At 48.6% G+C, this 17,038-nt stretch carries 14 protein-coding genes; 7 read left to right on the forward strand and 7 right to left on the reverse strand.

From position 1 onward, the window contains the following. Nucleotide 1: 1 nt before the first annotated feature. The 7 genes from KO512_RS18335 to KO512_RS18365 form a co-directional block, all read right to left on the reverse strand. Nucleotides 2-1,732 carry a dipeptide ABC transporter ATP-binding protein gene (locus KO512_RS18335; RefSeq protein WP_215953766.1) on the reverse strand — a complete coding sequence of 577 codons (1,731 nt, stop codon included), beginning with the start codon at nucleotides 1,730-1,732 and terminating at the stop codon, nucleotides 2-4. A 1-nt stretch (nucleotide 1,733) separates the two neighbouring features. After that, the gene (locus tag KO512_RS18340; RefSeq protein WP_252735112.1) at nucleotides 1,734-2,978 is read right to left on the reverse strand and encodes an ABC transporter permease; all 1,245 of its coding nucleotides are present in this window, start codon (nucleotides 2,976-2,978) and stop codon (nucleotides 1,734-1,736) included. A gap of 2 nt (nucleotides 2,979-2,980) precedes the next feature. Further along, on the reverse strand, nucleotides 2,981-4,165 hold the full coding sequence (locus KO512_RS18345; protein ID WP_303492683.1) for an ABC transporter permease: 1,185 nt from the start codon (nucleotides 4,163-4,165) through the stop codon (nucleotides 2,981-2,983). 205 nt (nucleotides 4,166-4,370) lie between these two features. Next, on the reverse strand, nucleotides 4,371-6,413 hold the full coding sequence (locus tag KO512_RS18350) for an ABC transporter substrate-binding protein (RefSeq protein WP_215953769.1): 2,043 nt from the start codon (nucleotides 6,411-6,413) through the stop codon (nucleotides 4,371-4,373). Beyond that, entirely contained in the window at nucleotides 6,406-7,119 is a 714-nt protein-coding gene (locus KO512_RS18355) for an HAD family hydrolase (RefSeq protein ID WP_215953770.1), read from the reverse strand. Before KO512_RS18355 ends, KO512_RS18350 begins: the two co-directional genes overlap by 8 nt. Further along, complete coding sequence (locus tag KO512_RS18360) at nucleotides 7,116-7,970, reverse strand: alkaline phosphatase family protein (RefSeq protein ID WP_215953771.1); 855 nt, start codon at nucleotides 7,968-7,970, stop codon at nucleotides 7,116-7,118. The genes KO512_RS18355 and KO512_RS18360 overlap by 4 nt, the downstream gene beginning before the upstream one ends. A 653-nt stretch (nucleotides 7,971-8,623) precedes the next feature. Then, entirely contained in the window at nucleotides 8,624-9,007 is a 384-nt protein-coding gene (locus tag KO512_RS18365) for a hypothetical protein (protein ID WP_215953772.1), read from the reverse strand. A gap of 570 nt (nucleotides 9,008-9,577) precedes the next feature. Between KO512_RS18365 and KO512_RS18370 the strand changes: the two genes are divergently transcribed. The 7 genes from KO512_RS18370 to KO512_RS18400 all read left to right on the forward strand — a co-directional run bounded on the left by KO512_RS18370 (nucleotide 9,578) and on the right by KO512_RS18400 (nucleotide 16,972). Beyond that, nucleotides 9,578-10,795, forward strand: a complete 1,218-nt coding sequence (locus KO512_RS18370; RefSeq protein WP_215953773.1) for an MFS transporter — start codon at nucleotides 9,578-9,580, stop codon at nucleotides 10,793-10,795. 440 nt (nucleotides 10,796-11,235) lie between these two features. Then, nucleotides 11,236-11,406 (forward strand): hypothetical protein, encoded by a 171-nt coding sequence (locus KO512_RS18375; protein ID WP_215953774.1) that lies wholly within the window; start codon nucleotides 11,236-11,238, stop codon nucleotides 11,404-11,406. Nucleotides 11,407-12,029: 623 nt separating this feature from the next. Continuing rightward, nucleotides 12,030-12,938, forward strand: coding sequence for a MotA/TolQ/ExbB proton channel family protein (locus tag KO512_RS18380; RefSeq protein ID WP_252735113.1), 909 nt, complete (start codon nucleotides 12,030-12,032; stop codon nucleotides 12,936-12,938). Further along, a complete protein-coding gene (locus KO512_RS18385) occupies nucleotides 12,928-13,329 on the forward strand; it encodes an ExbD/TolR family protein (RefSeq protein ID WP_215953775.1) in 402 nt (133 codons plus the stop codon). The genes KO512_RS18380 and KO512_RS18385 overlap by 11 nt, the downstream gene beginning before the upstream one ends. Further along, the gene (locus KO512_RS18390) at nucleotides 13,326-13,730 is read left to right on the forward strand and encodes an ExbD/TolR family protein (protein WP_215953776.1); all 405 of its coding nucleotides are present in this window, start codon (nucleotides 13,326-13,328) and stop codon (nucleotides 13,728-13,730) included. The genes KO512_RS18385 and KO512_RS18390 overlap by 4 nt, the downstream gene beginning before the upstream one ends. Continuing rightward, nucleotides 13,730-14,584 carry an energy transducer TonB gene (locus KO512_RS18395; protein ID WP_215953777.1) on the forward strand — a complete coding sequence of 285 codons (855 nt, stop codon included), beginning with the start codon at nucleotides 13,730-13,732 and terminating at the stop codon, nucleotides 14,582-14,584. Before KO512_RS18390 ends, KO512_RS18395 begins: the two co-directional genes overlap by 1 nt. Nucleotides 14,585-14,593: 9 nt before the next feature. Continuing rightward, the gene (locus KO512_RS18400; protein ID WP_215953778.1) at nucleotides 14,594-16,972 is read left to right on the forward strand and encodes a TonB-dependent receptor; all 2,379 of its coding nucleotides are present in this window, start codon (nucleotides 14,594-14,596) and stop codon (nucleotides 16,970-16,972) included. Nucleotides 16,973-17,038: the final 66 nt, after the last annotated feature.

A 17,038-nucleotide genomic window follows, 5' to 3' on the forward strand; every position in this document is an offset into this window, starting at 1 on the left:
ATCAGACACCCTGCAACTGACACGCATTGACCGAGTCTTCGGCGATTTGCAGCAGGTCGGGTAAGCGTTGCTGACGCCCCTCGGATGAATGCAGCAGCGGAATTGAGGCAATCAGCTTTTGAGTATAAGCCTGTTGAGGTGCGAGGAATATCTGTCGCACAGTGCCCTGCTCCACCAGCTCTCCCTGTTTCATCACACAAACCCAATCACACAGGTTGGCTATGACACTTAAATCGTGAGAGATAAACATAATGGTCAAACCCAGTTCATCTTTTAGCTCTTTGAGCAGTTTTAAAATTTCGGCTTGGATCGATACATCCAGCGCCGCAACCGATTCATCTGCCACGATGAATTCCGGTTTACACACCAGTGCCCGAGCAATGCTGATACGCTGCCGCTGGCCACCGGAAAATGCATGGGGGAAGCGGCGTAGATGTTCCACCTCAATATGACAACGCTTAGCCACCTCAATCACTCGTTGGTCGGTCTCTTCGCGGCTTTTGGTCAGCTTCATCGCCTCTAACGGTTCGGCAATAATATCCCGCACCGTCATACGGGGGTTCAGTGAGCTATATGGATCTTGAAACACCAACTGGGCGGTGCGTGCCAACCGTTTACGTTTAATCGCCTTACCCGCACCAAATTTCACTTTCTTTTTAGTGTGATGATACTCAACCGTACCGGATGTAATCGGCGCCGCCCCCAACATCGCCTTACCCAGCGAGGTTTTACCAGAACCACTCTCGCCAACGAGTCCGATAATCTGTCCTTCAGGCAGATCCAAACTGATATTTTTAACGGCGGTATACATTTCACGCTTACGACCACTGCCCATGGTTGGGTAGCTAATCGACAGATCGGTCACCGACAACAGCGGCTCCGGTGTGTGCGCCGGCGCTTCCGGTAAATTATCGAGATTAGGTAGAGCATCCAGCAAACGGCGAGTATATGGATGTTCCGGCTGAAACAGTACCTGATCAGCTATACCAGCCTCAACCACCTTACCCCGTTGCATCACCGTCACGTTATCAGCAATTTTGGACACCACACCTAGATCATGGGTGATAAACAGCATCGCCATCCCTAACTGCTCTCGCAGTTCCATCATCAGATCCAGCACTTGTGCCTGTATGGTGACATCCAGCGCAGTGGTTGGCTCATCGGCAATCAAGAGCTTGGGCTGGGTCGATAACGCCATCGCAATCATCGCCCGCTGGCGCATACCGCCGGAAAGTTCAAATACATACTGATCAAAACGCTTCGCTGGATCAACAATCCCAACGCGGTCAAACAGCTCAATCCCCGCCCGCCGAGCTTGATCTTTGTCATAACCGAGATGGATCTGCATGGTTTGAATAATCTGATCGCTAATCGGAATCGCTGGCGCGAAACTCGCCATAGGCTCCTGAAAGATCATCGACACTGCATCGCCACGGACTAAACGTAGATCTCGGCCACGTAGCTTCAAAACATTAACCGCTTGGCCCCGATGATTCAGGGTAATCTGACTGGGGTGCTGAATGATGGCATTCCCCGGCGCTAACCGCATAATGCTCTTCGCCGTGATCGACTTACCGGAACCACTCTCACCAACCAATCCCATTACCTCACCGGGACGGATACTCAGGCTCAAGTTATCCACCGCCCGAACGAGACCCTCATCGGTATTAAAATCGATACTCAGATCGCGGATCTCAAGTAGGTTCTCACTGATTCTCTGATTAATCATCATGTTACTTTTTCTCCGAATAAGGGTCAGCCGCATCGCGTAAAGCATCACCGACAAACACAAACGCCATAATCAACACCACAAACACCAACACCGGAAAAAACTGCCAGACCATATTCTGCTGAATATCGGGGTCTTGCGCTTTCTGCAATAAAACGCCCAAACTATTAACCGGTTCCGTCAACCCTAACCCCAAAAAGCTGAGACTGGTTTCGGCCAAAATCACATAGGGAAAGTTAATCAGCGTGTCGACAATAATATAACTGGTGAAACTGGGGATCAGGTGCCGCCAGATAATCCGCCAGGTACTCGAACCGCACAGTTGCGCTGCCAAGACATAATCCTGATTTCGCTCGGTTAGGATATGGGTGCGCAGACGTCGCCCAAGGGTGGCGAAATCTAACGCACCAATGACCACCGCAATGGCAAAATATCGCTGTATCGGTGTCAGATCAATCTGCGACAATGCCACCGCACAAGCAAGGTAGATCGGAATCGGAGGAATCACTCGCACCGCTTCGGTAATACTCATCATAATGGTATCCACCCGACCGCCAAAATAGCCACTCACCCCGCCGACAAATAGCGAAACGACCAACTTCACCACCAGCGCTACAATCGCAATACTGATGGTCACCCAGATCGCATGCAGAGTACGGCTAAAGATATCTTTGCCATCTTCATCGGTGCCCATCAGATGGATCTGCCCTTGCTCAACCCCAAACAGATGACGGTCCCAACGGATATCCAGATCCAAACCGGCAACACTCAAATCGATCAGACTGTATTCCCAACCCTGAACAAAAAACTGTAGATAACGCCGCTGGGTTTTATCCACCGTAAATTTATTTTGACTCGATGAACTCAACGCGCCGCTGGAGGTTAATGCATCCAGCGCATCCAGCCCGCCTCCCGCCAGTGCTTTAAGATCAATCTTGCTCGTCGCTTTTTCATAGCTATAGCTAAAAGGCCGTAGAGAAAACCCCTGATCATCCCAGAAGAACACGACCTGAGGTTCACCCCGTCGATACTCCCCATCAGCTCCGCCAATAGTGGGGTCGGCCGGCGAGAAAAACGGGGCAAAAAAGCCCATCAACACTAGAGTGCCAAGAATCCAAGCCGCTACCACCCCAGAGGTTTTGCGTTTAAACCGCGCCTTGATTAACGCCAGTTGTCCCGCCGTATAATAAGACTCTTCATTTTTTGCTGGCTTCGCTTTACGCCCGAAGCGGGCTAATAGTGCATTCATCATCAGCTCCCTAACACACTCTTACGTACCCGTGGATCAATCGCGGCCAAGACAACATCGGTGATAAAGTTCATGCTGATCACCACCAATGCCACTAGAAACAGTATTCCCGCCGCCAATTCCTGATCATTCGTCATCGATAACGCTTCGATCAGTAGCGCGGCAGAGTCGGTGAGGCCGATCACCACCGCCACAATGGGTAGATCATTAAACACTCGCTGAAAATCAAAACCGATGGAGTTAAATAGCGGACTGATCGAATGGCGCACCGGATAACCGGCCCAGAGCGCCACCCCATCAACGCCTCGAGCACGGGCGGCATCGACATACAGCTTACTGGACTCATCCACGACCAATGCCCTTACCGTTTGCAACTGTAGAGCCGTTGCGGACCAACCAATAACAAAGATCGGTAACCAGATATGCCCCAAAAAGTCATACAGTTTTTCCATCTCAAACCCGTTAGGCCCAAACCAAGGAACACTGGCCCATTGGTCTGAAAACAACCCGGTGGGCATAGGTTCACCGGCAAACACGTACAACAGAATAATGGTCAACGCCAACAGAAAGTTGGGAAGTGCTAATCCTAAATAACTGATAATCCGTAGTAGTAGATCAAGCACTTTTTGCCCACTGAGCATCACCGTACCAATCCACTGTTCCACTTTGCTATGTTGCGGATTTTTATCTTTCCAAGGTTTATTGATGGTAAAAGCGGACAAAATACCAAATGGCACCGCGATCAGATAAGCAAACAGCAAACCGGCGATACAGAACATAAAGCTCATCCAGAAACGGTCGCCCAACGCCAAATTGACTGATTGGCGTTTAGCGCAACTGAATCCTAGATCACCCCTAAGCGTCAGATTCATTACCCAGCGGCCCCAGCGTTCAGGTAATGATTTATCCAGCCCCATGCGCACTCGTTCCGCTTGAATATCCGCCTGGGTGATGGTTTCACCCTGAGTATTTTTATAGGCGATATACTTTTCGGCACAATCGCCCGGCAACACCTCCATCAGCGAAAAGACAATGCCACTGACCAATAATAAAGTCGCCAGTGCCAGCCAATAACGGTTAAAAACATAGTGGAAATACTGGTTATCACGGCCACGCCACCAGAGCAGACCACCAATACTGAGAAGAATCCACAGCAACCAGGTATTCGAGAAAAATTGAGTGATCACAAACAAGCCCGCCCCAAAACTTACGCTAAAAATAATTAATCAGAACTGGTTAGCCGCGCCACAACCTCTGCTAGCCAGTGCTTACGAAAAATGTTTTGCCTATTGATTAACCCAATATCCAGCACTGGAGATTGGGTTAATCAACGGCGATAAACGACTAAAAAAGAGAGAGACATCGCCCCTCTCTTTTCGTTATCTGTGTTAATTATTTAGTGAGGTACCACTGCGATGGCAGGTAAGGGTACATCCGGTAAAATTCATACGAAGAGGTTTTAGGCACTTCAAAATTTTCCAGTGACTTACTGCGATAGACAGGGGAAACCGCTTTCACCGTACCGATGATAAACAGGTCATCAACCACCTTTTCAGCGATTTGTAGGCCCACTTTATTCGACGCGGCGGTGCCGGCTTTCAGCGTGACAAACTTATCGGTCAGCTTTTTCATCTCGGCAACGGTGGCCGGTGGCGCAACACCCTCAGCACCATTGGTCTCAAGATATTGTCCCCACAGCATCCCAGTACGCAGATCAAAGAAGCTGCCGTACGGTGGCACCAAGGTTTCAGTATTACTGGCGATATTGGCCAATGGACGGCCCATTACCCAACTCAGTACACTCAGATCGTTAGCGGTCTGGGAGTTACGATATTCATCGGAAGTGACCTCTTTGATGGTGGTTTTAACCCCGACATCGCTCCAGCTCTTAGCAACAATCTCGACCACTTCAGACGGTGTTCCTTGGGTCGCGTATTGAATAGTCAGCTCAAATTTCTTACCGGAGGGCAGATCACGTAGACCATCACCGTTCTTATCCACAACACCGGCTTTATCCAGTAACTCAACGGCCAGTTTCTGGTCAAACTGAATCCAGCTATTTTTCAGCTTCTCGGTGATAAACGGCGTAGTATCCGCATCAAAGGCGGTGTACTGAGTTGGCGTACCCAAACCAAAGTAAGCGATCTCGTTGATCTTGTTACGATCCATCGCAACGGACATCGCCCGACGGAAGTTCACATCATTAAAGACAGCCCGTTTTTCGACATCTTTATCCGTCAGGTTGAAGGCAAAGGTGGTTTGAGCGATCGTTGGACGCAGCGCTATCTCGTAATTACCCTGCTCTTTATTTTCCAACAGTACCGGTGCTTGAGGCAGGTTAACCGCTTGAGCCTTGTAATCAACTTCGCCAGAGATCAGCTTAGCGGTTTGAATATCCTCATCACCGATATACACCTCATTGATCTCATTGATATAAGGTAACTGATTGCCCGCAGTATCCACTTGGAAGAAATAAGGGTTAGCCACCAGATGACGTTTTTCCAGAGACTCTTCAACCACTAAATGTGATTCGAGGGTTGGCATAATCGCAGTGTAACCGGCTTTAACCAATCGCTCGCTGGCCGCTTTATCTTTCAGCAACGGTGTTGGAATATCTTTCCAGTCAGATTGACCATAGTAGAAATTAACCAGCGCATAACCGTCATCAAAGCCCAGTGACTTAGCTAGCTTATCGGCATCTTTATTAAAGGCTGGGTGAAACGTTTCTAACAGGTGCTTAGGTAGAAATGGCTGAGCATAATCCTGAGCAAAGTTATCTAGAAAGCCTGGGGCTGGCTCATTCATGGTGAACTGAACCGTGGTGTCATCCAGCACTTCTACTTTAATCGGCTTGCCGCCAGACAGGAAACGGTCCTTAGGCTTTTCGATAACATGGCTATCCATTAGGATATTGTTATACCAGAAGGCGATATCAGCGGCGGTAAACGGCGCACCATCAGACCACTTATGACCTTGACGCAGGTTCACTTTCAACACGGTATAATCCGCATTCCACTCCCAAGATTTAGCGACGTTAGGTACCACTGTCGCCAGATCGTCGCTGAAACGAACTAAATTGACATGGCGTATAGACAAGAAATCCGAGGTACCGGACTCCGTTGCTTTAGAGATGCCATCCAACACACCACCGTACTGACCAATACTCTGATAAGGCGCAATCACCAATGGCTCTTGCGGCAAACGCTGTGCCAGAGGTAGCAATTTAGGATTGCCAGCAATACGGCTATTCAGCTGACCGATCGACGGATTTTCATTGAAGCTCAGAGTACAACCCTGCTTCGATTCAAATTCAGTTTTTTCAAACAGGTGTGGATAAACACCACCTGCTTCAGGTCCGGTAACGGGCAGGCATGATGCCGCCATTACATTACCCGCCATCAATGCCGCAGCACCGGCGATGAAAAGTTTAGACATGGTTTAGCTCCTGTCGTGTTAAAGGTTGGTCTTGGGTTGGGGTGTTGTTCGTCGGCACACGCCATTGCAGTACCGGCCAGCGTCGCTCGATGGCAATTGCCATTAACCGAGAGTCGGGGTTAGCCGCCACTGGGTATTCAACCTGCTCTAACAGCGGCAGATCATTAATTGAATCACTGTAGAAAAAAGCCCCGTCTAGGCTTTCTTGCTGTTCGGTCAGCCAATGCTTTAACCGGCTCACCTTGCCTTCACGGAAGGTCGGTATGCCGTGGATATCGCCGTTATAAAACTGCCCTTCCGTGGCCAGCTGAATGGCAAGTAGGTCATCCACTCCCAGCGCCTCGGCAACCGCCTTAACAATAAATTCAGAGGTGGCAGAAATAATCAGCGGGCGCACTCCTTGCTGCTGATAGTTCGCCAATATTTGCTGCGCCTGTGGATAAATACGCGGGCTGATATAACGCTGCACAAAACGGGGCATTAGCGCATCAATCTCGGTGATCGATAGATGCATCACCGGCCCCGTCAGAAAGCGGATATATTCAGACAGCACCAGTGTTTGGGCGTGATAACGCGTCATCATCTGCGCGTCTTGTTGCAAAAAGTCTGGCGCAGCAATCCCTTCATCCACTAGGAACTGGCAAAACAGGGTGCAGCTATCACCGGCAATTAGGGTTTCATCCAAATCAAAAATAGCCAGACTCATGCGCCCGCGCTCCCGTTATCCAGATGCTCTATCTGCGTCCCGCCACTTAATAACGAGGTAGCCACCGGTTTTGCGTGATCCTTCAATCCCAACAGCTGGCAAACGGTACCGCAGAGTTCTAGTTGCGTCGGTTGCGCCGTGGGATCATGTGAAAAGCCCTCGCCGATTACAAACAGGGGGACATCTCGCTCTTCGGCCAATGTGCCGCCATGGCTTTTATCCACATTCATACCGTGATCGGCGGTTACCAAAACCTGATAACCTTGCTTTATCCACTGTTGCAGATGGGTCGACAGATGAGTGTCAGAATGGCGCGTCGTATTTCGGTAATGGGCACTATCGAGGCCTGCGCGATGGCCAGCATCATCGATATTCATCGGGTGAACCAACAAAAAGTCAGGATCATGCTGCACACGCAACCATTCAGCATCGAGGTAGAGATGGCTATCGGGGTAGTTATCTTGATGATAAAAGATGCCGTGCTGAATCAGCTGTTCTGGATCGTGGGTAAAACGATCCCGTACCGCGTCATAAGGGCTACGGTTATAGAGCTCACTAAACCAATGGTAGGCAGCCGCCGCGGTGGTTAAACCTGCTTGACGGGCCAAGCTGAAAACACTCTGCTGATTGGAATTACGGATAATATGATTATGAACAATGCCACTGTCGACTGGCGCAACCCCGGTTAGAATCGCCTCATACAGTGGTCGCGACATCGACGGCAACTCACATTGCACTTTATAAAGCGTTGCGCGCCCTTGCTCAGCCAGCCCTTGTAAAAAACCCATACACTGCTGTGCGGTCTCATAAGCCAGACCATCGAGCACCACCAGTATCACTTTATTTGACATACCATCCTGCCAGCTAATAATTTCGAATCATGGCTGAACAGATTACGTCCTCAATATGACTACCAGAGGACAGATAAAAGATATTTTTATTACAACTCGATAGAAACAACTGTGAGACAAAGTTTTAGTTATGGCTTTTCATAGAAATCAGAGCGGTGCAGGTCTGGTTTGAGCAGCCAGACTTGCTTCGGGATAGCCGATATTAACAACTGCAATATATTTAACTGAAAACGGCGAGCCTTTTTCAGATACTCTTTTCGGCAAAAGCTTAACGAACAAACACGAATAAACACGAATAAACACGAATAAACAGACATTAACGAACAGGGCTTAACATTGGATGGTTCAGCCATCATTCGTCCAACGTCCATGCACTATGCTAAGTGCCTGTACATATAGTGATTTAGAAGTAGTACGCAGAAGTACAGTTAAGCAGCTCTGGGCTCTCTGGTTTAAAATTGCAGAAATCGAGATGCGACTAAAAGAGGATAATTATCTAATTGAGGTATAGGTCTTCGACGATGACGGAAGAAAGGGTCATCCATATAAAGGAAAAATGATTAAATAAAGCCTATAAACCTAGTTTAGTATGATCGAAATACAAAAAAGCCCCCATCACATCGGTGATGGGGGCTTTTTTAATGTAGCTGGAATTATGCAGCTTCTTTCTTAGCAGGCGCTTTAGCAGGTGCTTTGGCAGCAGGAGTCGCTACAGATTTTTGAGCGGCAGTCAGGATAGCCTGAACTTCATCAAAGTAAGCTTTAGAGCTTTCTGCAGCTACTTTAGCTTCAGCTTGCATCTCTTCGATCTGAGCTTTAGCTTCTTCAGATTTAGCGGTTACAAAAGCAGTGAAAGCTTCAGCATCTTTAATTGAAGAGAAGGCTTTAAAATCAGCTTGTGCTTGAGCAACTTGCTTTTCGATTGCAGCTTTCTGCAATTCAAAAGCTTTTGTGAAAGTTGCAGTGTTTAGTTCGATCAGCTTCTGGATAGGAGCGCCAAAAGCAGAAAAGTCAGCAGTAGGAAGGTTCTTAAACATGATGTATACCCATCTATAAATGTGGTTGATGAAGTGATATTACATTCCGCTATGCTGCAGTGCAACAATTATATTTTAGGTTTTACTAATATTTCGATTAAGCTACTAATTTATAACACTATATATTTAAAAATAATTCTTGTGCGTATGCTAAATACGCCGATTTCAACAGTTTCTTAGCCAACAGCAATCTTGGCCTCTCTTCACGGTCGCGGTTACACCCATGCTGGGGACGAAACCGATCTAGAGCAAACGACTTATCTGATTCAAGCTTATCTGATTCAGACTAAAACCTATTTCTTTGCATAACGCTTTCGCGAATTCAACGCCTATAACGCCCCTTGCCATGATTATTTTTCGCCACTAGGGATCAAACTATCTCAACAACGACGCTAAAAGTTCGCAACGAGGCAATGGTTAAATTTCGCATCTGTCAGACTTCGATTTTATGGGGTAGCACCCTAAGTGGTTAGCCAATAAAGATCATTGTTGAGGCTACTCAACTGGACCTCATCAATTCAACGATAAGCCGGCAGTGAGCCGCCATTCAATCGGTATGGAGCCTGTGTAATGCGAATGACAGCCACTTTCGGCATAAATCAGATTATCAGCCACGGTTTTGGGGTGTTTTTATTTGCCGCACTGGTGCCCTTGATGCAGGAATCAATCGCCATCAGCCATTGGTATCTAGCAACCATAGGCGCGCTGACCCAGCTAGCCTATCTCGGTGGAGCGATGTTACTGGGACTCATTGGGCACCGTATTGATTCGGGCCGCTTAGTGCTGATAACCGGTGCTCTCACCAGTACATTACTGCTGATCATGGCCACCTTGGATGACCCTATGCTGGTGTTACTGGTATTAATCGCTCTGGCGGCCAGTGCCGCCATTAGCTGGGGAGCCATCGTTGAATTGATCACCCGCTATGCCCATCCCACATTTTGTTCCACCAGTTTATCCAGTGCCTCAAGCGGGACGGCGTGGGGTTATGGACTCAATGGCTTACTGATTCTACTCATCGTGCCACTGTTCGGCTGGCGCAGTGGCTGGTTATTGGCGGGAATGCTTGGCTGTACATCCGTCATCTTGACGATATTTCTCTTACGCCACCTTAAACAGCGCACCACCACATCATCAGGTGGTATTCAGGCGGCCCTGCCTGCGGGGCAACTGTTTCGTATTATTGCCAAAGAACGTGCGGCTTTTTTCGCTTGTTTAATCTGCTTTATGATTGGCTTTGCCACGATGCCATTCTCAACCTGGCTAAATACCTATCTGGCAGAATTAACCTTGCCTCCTGCGCTGGGAGGCTATACCTGGACGGTGTCGGGTATCACCGGCATGGTCGCAGGCTTCTTCTCGGGTAAACTGGCCGACAGTAAAGGCCATGGCATCGCATTATTAATTATTTTTAGTGGCTTCTGCCTAGGGCAGCTCGCCTTTATCTACGATCCCGCCTCTTTTGCCGTATTCGCCGGTTTTGGTTATGGCCTAATGTATTTCCCCATGTGGGGCATTATTGCTGGCTGGGTAAATCAACATTACTCATCCACCGCCACCATGCAGATCAGTGGTATAGGTATGGTCACCTTTGGCCTCGGTGGCGCACTGGGGAACCTGTTGGCAGGCTTTATCCAAAGCGCTAGCGGCAGCCTAGCAGGCGTCTATTGGATCATCAGCATTGATGCCGTCTTGTTGGTCGGGGTCGCTATCTATATTTGTCTGACAGAGCTGCCAGCCGTAAACCTAACGGCGCAAAACGATTTTCCCCAACGTCTTCCCGACTGACGGATGTCGACCTCCCACATCATAAACGCCTCCAGACGAATAGAGCGGGTAGACATATATAGACACATACGGGATCGCACAAAATATATGACGAGAAAGAGTAAAGTGTGAGCCCGCCATCGCTGAGCGCATACTGCTAGTAGGGTTTTAAATCGGCACTGGATACTGCTGATTTAACCTCCGCTGCTATTAAACGGAGCCATCGGCTTTTACTGGTAATAAGTGCCGTATTTGTACCGGATGATTCATCGATGAAGTAAATATAGCACCTGATACAATGCCCCTATATATTCTCTGTATGCAGACGATGCCTACGCAGTCTGTGCGCTTAGCGATGGGTTTATGCGGGTACATAGCTCCACTAAGAAAAGAGCTCCACCAAGAAAAGAGTTCCACTAAGAAAAGAACTCCACCAAGAAAACAGTTGAACGGAAAAATCTATGACGAAGAAAATAGTGACCTTTGAATATGAGAAAGAAACTAAAAATAGTGTGCGTTATAAAGAAGTGCCAGACGAGGGCACGGCACCTATCATTGGCTCTCTATATATTCAGAAATGGTTTGCTGGCAATAGTAAATCGATCGAGATAACCATTAATAAAAAGGATTAGGTGCCTTACGAGCACGACTATTGAGTCAGTATGGAAAATTACCAGCGCGTGCAACGGTGTTCGTCAGGCGCGCTGTAAAGCCGTATCACCCAGAGCAACTCCAGTAAAAACGAGCTTCATCATTGTGAACCAAAGCAGTTAATCGCACGTTATAACAAGCCGTTATCCCCTCGGTGGTGCCGGCTCGTAGCAAGAAAAAACAGAATCTTCGCACCCGCTAGCCGGTCAGACCAAGTAAGATAGCAACACTATCGTCCATTCGAGCTAGCTCCCTACTTGAGAAGCACTACCCGCGAAATACCACACACAACAGAGTACCGTTCATTTTTTTGCAAAAAGAACCGCTTCAACAAAACGAAAATAACTTCACTAAAAAACCAATTAAAACACAACAAAAACAGACTAAAATCTACAAAAATCAACTTTAATCGCCGTTGAACTCTCTCTGCAATCCAGCCAAAATCGGCTATTTTTGCCTCACCTTTTTCATCACCATCACCGGCAAGCCTAGACAATAAATTCCACGATAAATTCAATTTTTTTCAAAAAACACCTTGAAAAACAGAAGCACATAAAACTACAATGCGAATCATTCTCACTAACATTCATATTTAGGTTATGCTTTGAACACATCTTCTGACAACAGTCCCGTAGAGCAAACAACCGCAACACCCGACAATCCTGCTCTCCCAGAAACATCGACTGATACAGATGCCGTGACACAACAGATCGCTGATGCGGCCACCGACTTAAACCCGCCACTAGCCACTGTTTCAGGTGCTCAAGCCAATGGAGATATCCTCGCCAACGCCGCCACGGGAAGCAATACCCTCGGCCAAGAGATGAGTCAAAACCTAGCCAGCAACCATCTCGATCAGGTGATTAAAATGATCGAAGTTGGTGGTCCTGTCGTGTGGATATTGATCGCACTGTCGGTATTCTCTCTCAGCATCATTTTTCTCAAACTGTGGCAGTTTTCGGTTACCAAACCAGAAAGCACTGCAGACATTACCGAGAGTCTAAAAAAATGGCGCAACCATGATCCTGCCGGTGCAGTCACAGCACTAAAGACGAACCGCCCAGTATCACAGATCATCGCTTACGCCATGCAAGGGGTAACAGAACAACAAACCCCAGCGCTGCTTCAAGAAGAATTATCTCGCCAAGCTAACCAGTTGATCAATCAACTCAAAGCACTGCTTCGTCCACTGGAGGTCATCGCTAGCCTCAGCCCACTACTCGGCCTGATGGGCACCGTCCTCGGTATGATCGTTGCCTTTCAACAGATGGAAGCGGCCGGTAACAGTGTTAATCCTTCTGTGTTGTCGGGTGGTATTTGGCAGGCACTGCTGACGACCGCTGTTGGACTCGCCGTCGCCATTCCGGTGGCAACCGCTCACAGTATTTTAGAACGTAAAGTCGAGCGGACCGCCAACCTAATCAATGATTATGTGACTCAGGTGTTCACCTGCCCTCTGTATCAAGCCAAACCGGCTCCTGTAACACTGAAGGAACATCAACGTGCTGCTTGAGGTAACCCCACGCACATCACAATCGATCAGCATAACACCGCTGATTGATGTGGTGTTTATTCTCTTGCTGTTTTTTATGCTGTCTTCAACCTTCAGCAAAACCAAGCAACTAGAACTTGAAACAGCGGCCCCCGGCAGTCTGCAGAGCAGTGCGGTCCAACACAGCAAAATACTCTTGTTGGCGGATAATCAAGTTGAGCTAAATGGCGAGCATTACCCGCTGCATAGCGAGCATTTTGCTCAACAGCTGCAACGCATCGTGACAAACAAAGAGTCGGTGACGCTGGCTGCCATCGCAACGGTTAAGGTTCAAGACACCATTCAATTGATCGATATGCTCCGTGCTGCCGGTATTACCCAGCTGAATTTAAGCCCATCAGTGACGCCATGAATATTGTTACCACACACAACCGTTCATCACAGCGGAATAATCTCGATAACAGCATGATTCCGGCGATCAATATCGTGTTCCTGCTACTGATCTTTTTCATGTTAGCAGGGCATATTGAAGCGCAGGATGCACAGCTGAAGATTCCAGCATCAAGCAGCGAGAGTGAGCTAAAGACTTCCGAGCTAGAGATCAATATTTCTGCCTCGGGCAACGTCACTCTCAATGGCCAGCCCAGTCATCAAGACCTAAAGACCGCGCTGCGCAGCCTGACACTGACACCTGAAACGGTGGTGATCTGCCGTATTCACCGGGACCTGCCCTCCTCCGCACTCGATCCGGTACTGCAAGCCGTACAGCAATTCGGTATCAAAACACTGTCGATTGCAACGGAGCAGAGTTAATGATCACGCGCCGCAAAGTCACTGTCAGTATCGTGGCAGCCATCGCCGTACACCTAGGCGCATTAATGATCTGGATGAAGCCACTGGACACCGAAGGTGCCATCGCTGAAGGTCAAGATGGTCTTCAAGTCAGCGTTGGCTTGGCAGGTAGTTTCATGGAAACGCCAAATCAACCCAAAAAAGTCACCGACGAGACGCCTGTAGAAAAACCGTTAACTGAACCGGAATCAGAGCCCGAGCAGGAGCCTGAGCCAAAAACAGAACCCGAATTAAAACCAGAACAGGAGCAGAAACCCGAACCAAAAAGCGAAGTGCAAGTCGTACCGCTGCCTAAACCAAAACCAAAACCCGTGCAGCCAGCAAAACCAGAGCCCAAGCCTGTGCCAAAAACAGAGCCGAAGCCGGAAACAAAACAAAAAACGAAATCTGAGGCAGTATCGACCCAGTCTGAAACAACCCCTGAGTCAGACCAGGAACCGACTCCCTCGCAATCCCAAACAAGAGCAACAGGTGTGGGCGAACGTGTCGAAACTGGCGGCAATCCTGCCGCTCGGCAGAGCTATCTGACCCGAGTAATGGCCAGAATCGCACGTTTCAAACGCTACCCCCGCAGCGCCCGAAAAGACGGTGTTACCGGAGTAGTTGTCGTGAAATTCATTATCAGGAAGAACGGAAAAGTAGCATCATCCGAAATCATCAACAGTTCTGGTGACGCCCGCCTTGATCAGGAAGCGATTGATATGCTGGTGCGTTCCAGCCCCTTCGCATCGATTCCTGATGAGTTAAGCAATAGTCATTTAGAGCTAACTCTTCCCGTGGAATTTTCATTAAATCCAACCCGCAAATTGTTTTAAGGAACATAGATGAACAACGTCACTATGAATAATTCAGTGGTAGCACATGAGGCTATCGTGACAACGCCCAACCAGTCGATACGAAGAAGTAGAACCTCAGGTTTTGCTCCCAGTACCCTAGCACTGGCAATTTCGGGCGCCCTCATGGCAAACGTGGCAACCGCCGATGAAAACAGTATTGCGTTGGATAAGCTTAAGATTGAAGAGTCGGTCACCCCCGACACCAATCCTTATGCTGTTCCCGGTGCTCCTTATTTAGCAGAGCGAGTATCTGACCCTCGCCGAACTCGCTCTTTGGCTGAAACACCACAAACCATTACCGTCTTGACCGCGTCTGAGATTACTGATTCTGGCCGGACTGACCTACGGGACATTCTTGATGGTCAGCCGGGTATCACCCTAGGTACCGGTGAAAATGGTAACGCCTTCGGTGACCGCTATATTATCCGTGGACATGAAGCACGTAGTGATATCTTCGTCGATGGTTTAAGTGACCCCGGCATGACCACCCGTGAAAGTTTCGCCGTAGAACAGATCGAAATCAGTAAAGGGCCAAGTTCCACCTTTGCAGGTCGAGGCACCACCGGTGGCGCCGTCAACTCCGCCACCAAACGTGCCAGCACCGAATATGATTTCAGTAAACTGTCTGTCGGCGTCGGGACTGACAACTATCATCGAGTCACCATCGACACTAACCAGGTGATTAACTACGACACTGCTTTCCGTGCCAACATCCTGCATGCGGAAGAGGATGTACCCGATCGTGATCCGGCTGACAGAGAGCGTATCGGTGCGGCACTGTCGTTAACCCACCAAGCAACCGATAAATTAGAGATCACCGCCGATTACTATCACTTCGAAGGCACTGATAGCCCAGACTTGGGAACCTATATTGACCGTAGCACCGGTAAGGTTGTGAAAGATACTCCCGCCTATGTACAGGATGAAGACTTCCTCGAATCAACGGTTGATACCTTTACCGTACGTATGGGTTATGAGATCGATCCTAAGACCCGTATCGTTAACATGACCCGTTATGGCACCACCGATAATGGTTATGTCACCACCGGTGCCAGCGGCACGACGGCTTATCCAACAGATGCCGATGCCACTGCTGACACAAATGGTTACTCCTCTGTGAGCTTAAACAATCACCAAGGCTGGCAAGAAGTGGAATACTTCGCCAACCAATTAAACCTGATCACCACTCAGGAGATCGGTGGGTTGGACCATGAACTGGTCATCGGTGCAGAATACAGTAACCAAAGCGTTCTCAACGGAGTTTATGACACCACCAACACCGGTGCGACCAACTGCTCAACGAATGGCCGCGGCGGTGTCGGCGGCGCTTACTGTCTAACCGATGCTAGCGGCAACAGCGTGGGTGACATCAATAACCTGATGCAACGGGATATCAGTAAAGGGGATTCGGATTCCGACTGGAATGTTGAAACCATCTCCCTGTCATTGATGGATACCGTTGATCTGACAGATAAGTGGACCGTTTTTGGTGGTATTCGTCACGATTACTACGACTACAGCAACACTGCCAACTTCGATTTTGGCGATGGTAACGGCAGAGTACCGTACGAGTTCAAAGACGATGGCGGTTACTGGAACGGGCATGTCGGCGCTAGTTACGATATTACCCCTCGAGCGAATGTCTATCTCAGCTACTCCACCGCAACCAACCTCAACGGCGGTGAATCCGATGTGGGTACCAGCTGTGGTTATGGCGGCATCTGTGTCGATGACAGCGATCCAACTTTAGGTGATCCAGAACGTACCGAAAGCTGGGAACTGGGTACCAAATGGCGTCTACAAGATGATCGTTTGCTCGCCACCGCAGCATTGTTCCAGATCACCAAGCATGATGTTATAGAAAGCTCGAGTGGTGATTCATACAGCACCGAAGGCAGCTTGAATACCGGTAAAAACCGAGTTGAAGGTATTGAACTAGGGCTGGCCGGTAATTTGACTGATCGCTTAAGCGTGCAAGCGGGTCTTGCCATCATGAATGCTGAGGTGCTGGATTCAGTCATAGCGTCTAACGAAGGTAAAACGTTGGCTAACTTCGCTGATAAATCGGCATCTCTGCAGCTGAGATATCAAGCAACATCGGCCTTTTCCTTCGGCGGTACCGCCACCTACGAGAGTGCCCGCTATGTTGGCCAGCCGGATACCGCTGCCAATGAAGACTTAGGCGTTCCTTCCTACACAGTATACGATGCCTTTGCGACTTATCAGGTCAATCGTGATCTTAAGTTCCGTGCTAACATTAGCAACCTGTTTAACAAAGATTATTATCTGGCCGCCTATCGTTCAGGTTCCTTTGTTTACATCGGTGACAAACGTAGTGCACAACTGACTATGGAGTACAGTTTCTAAAGCAGCCACGGACATCCGTAACAGGGCGGCTTCGGCTGCCCTGATTTGCGTTTAGAAATCCCACAA

It is taken from the genome of Amphritea atlantica (assembly GCF_018860855.1).
Lineage (GTDB): Bacteria > Pseudomonadota > Gammaproteobacteria > Pseudomonadales > Balneatricaceae > Amphritea > Amphritea atlantica_A.

Bases quoted from the DNA above. Each gene is read 5' to 3' on its own strand.
- KO512_RS18335 (WP_215953766.1), bottom strand. From the start codon at position 1,732: ATGATGATTAATCAGAGAATCAGTGAGAACCTACTTGAGATCCGCGAT.
- KO512_RS18340 (WP_252735112.1), bottom strand. From the start codon at position 2,978: ATGAATGCACTATTAGCCCGCTTCGGGCGTAAAGCGAAGCCAGCAAAA.
- KO512_RS18350 (WP_215953769.1), bottom strand. From the start codon at position 6,413: ATGTCTAAACTTTTCATCGCCGGTGCTGCGGCATTGATGGCGGGTAAT.
- KO512_RS18355 (WP_215953770.1), bottom strand. From the start codon at position 7,119: ATGAGTCTGGCTATTTTTGATTTGGATGAAACCCTAATTGCCGGTGAT.
- KO512_RS18360 (WP_215953771.1), bottom strand. From the start codon at position 7,970: ATGTCAAATAAAGTGATACTGGTGGTGCTCGATGGTCTGGCTTATGAG.
- KO512_RS18365 (WP_215953772.1), bottom strand. From the start codon at position 9,007: ATGTTTAAGAACCTTCCTACTGCTGACTTTTCTGCTTTTGGCGCTCCT.
- KO512_RS18370 (WP_215953773.1), top strand. From the start codon at position 9,578: ATGCGAATGACAGCCACTTTCGGCATAAATCAGATTATCAGCCACGGT.
- KO512_RS18375 (WP_215953774.1), top strand. From the start codon at position 11,236: ATGACGAAGAAAATAGTGACCTTTGAATATGAGAAAGAAACTAAAAAT.
- KO512_RS18390 (WP_215953776.1), top strand. From the start codon at position 13,326: ATGAATATTGTTACCACACACAACCGTTCATCACAGCGGAATAATCTC.
- KO512_RS18395 (WP_215953777.1), top strand. From the start codon at position 13,730: ATGATCACGCGCCGCAAAGTCACTGTCAGTATCGTGGCAGCCATCGCC.
- KO512_RS18400 (WP_215953778.1), top strand. From the start codon at position 14,594: ATGAACAACGTCACTATGAATAATTCAGTGGTAGCACATGAGGCTATC.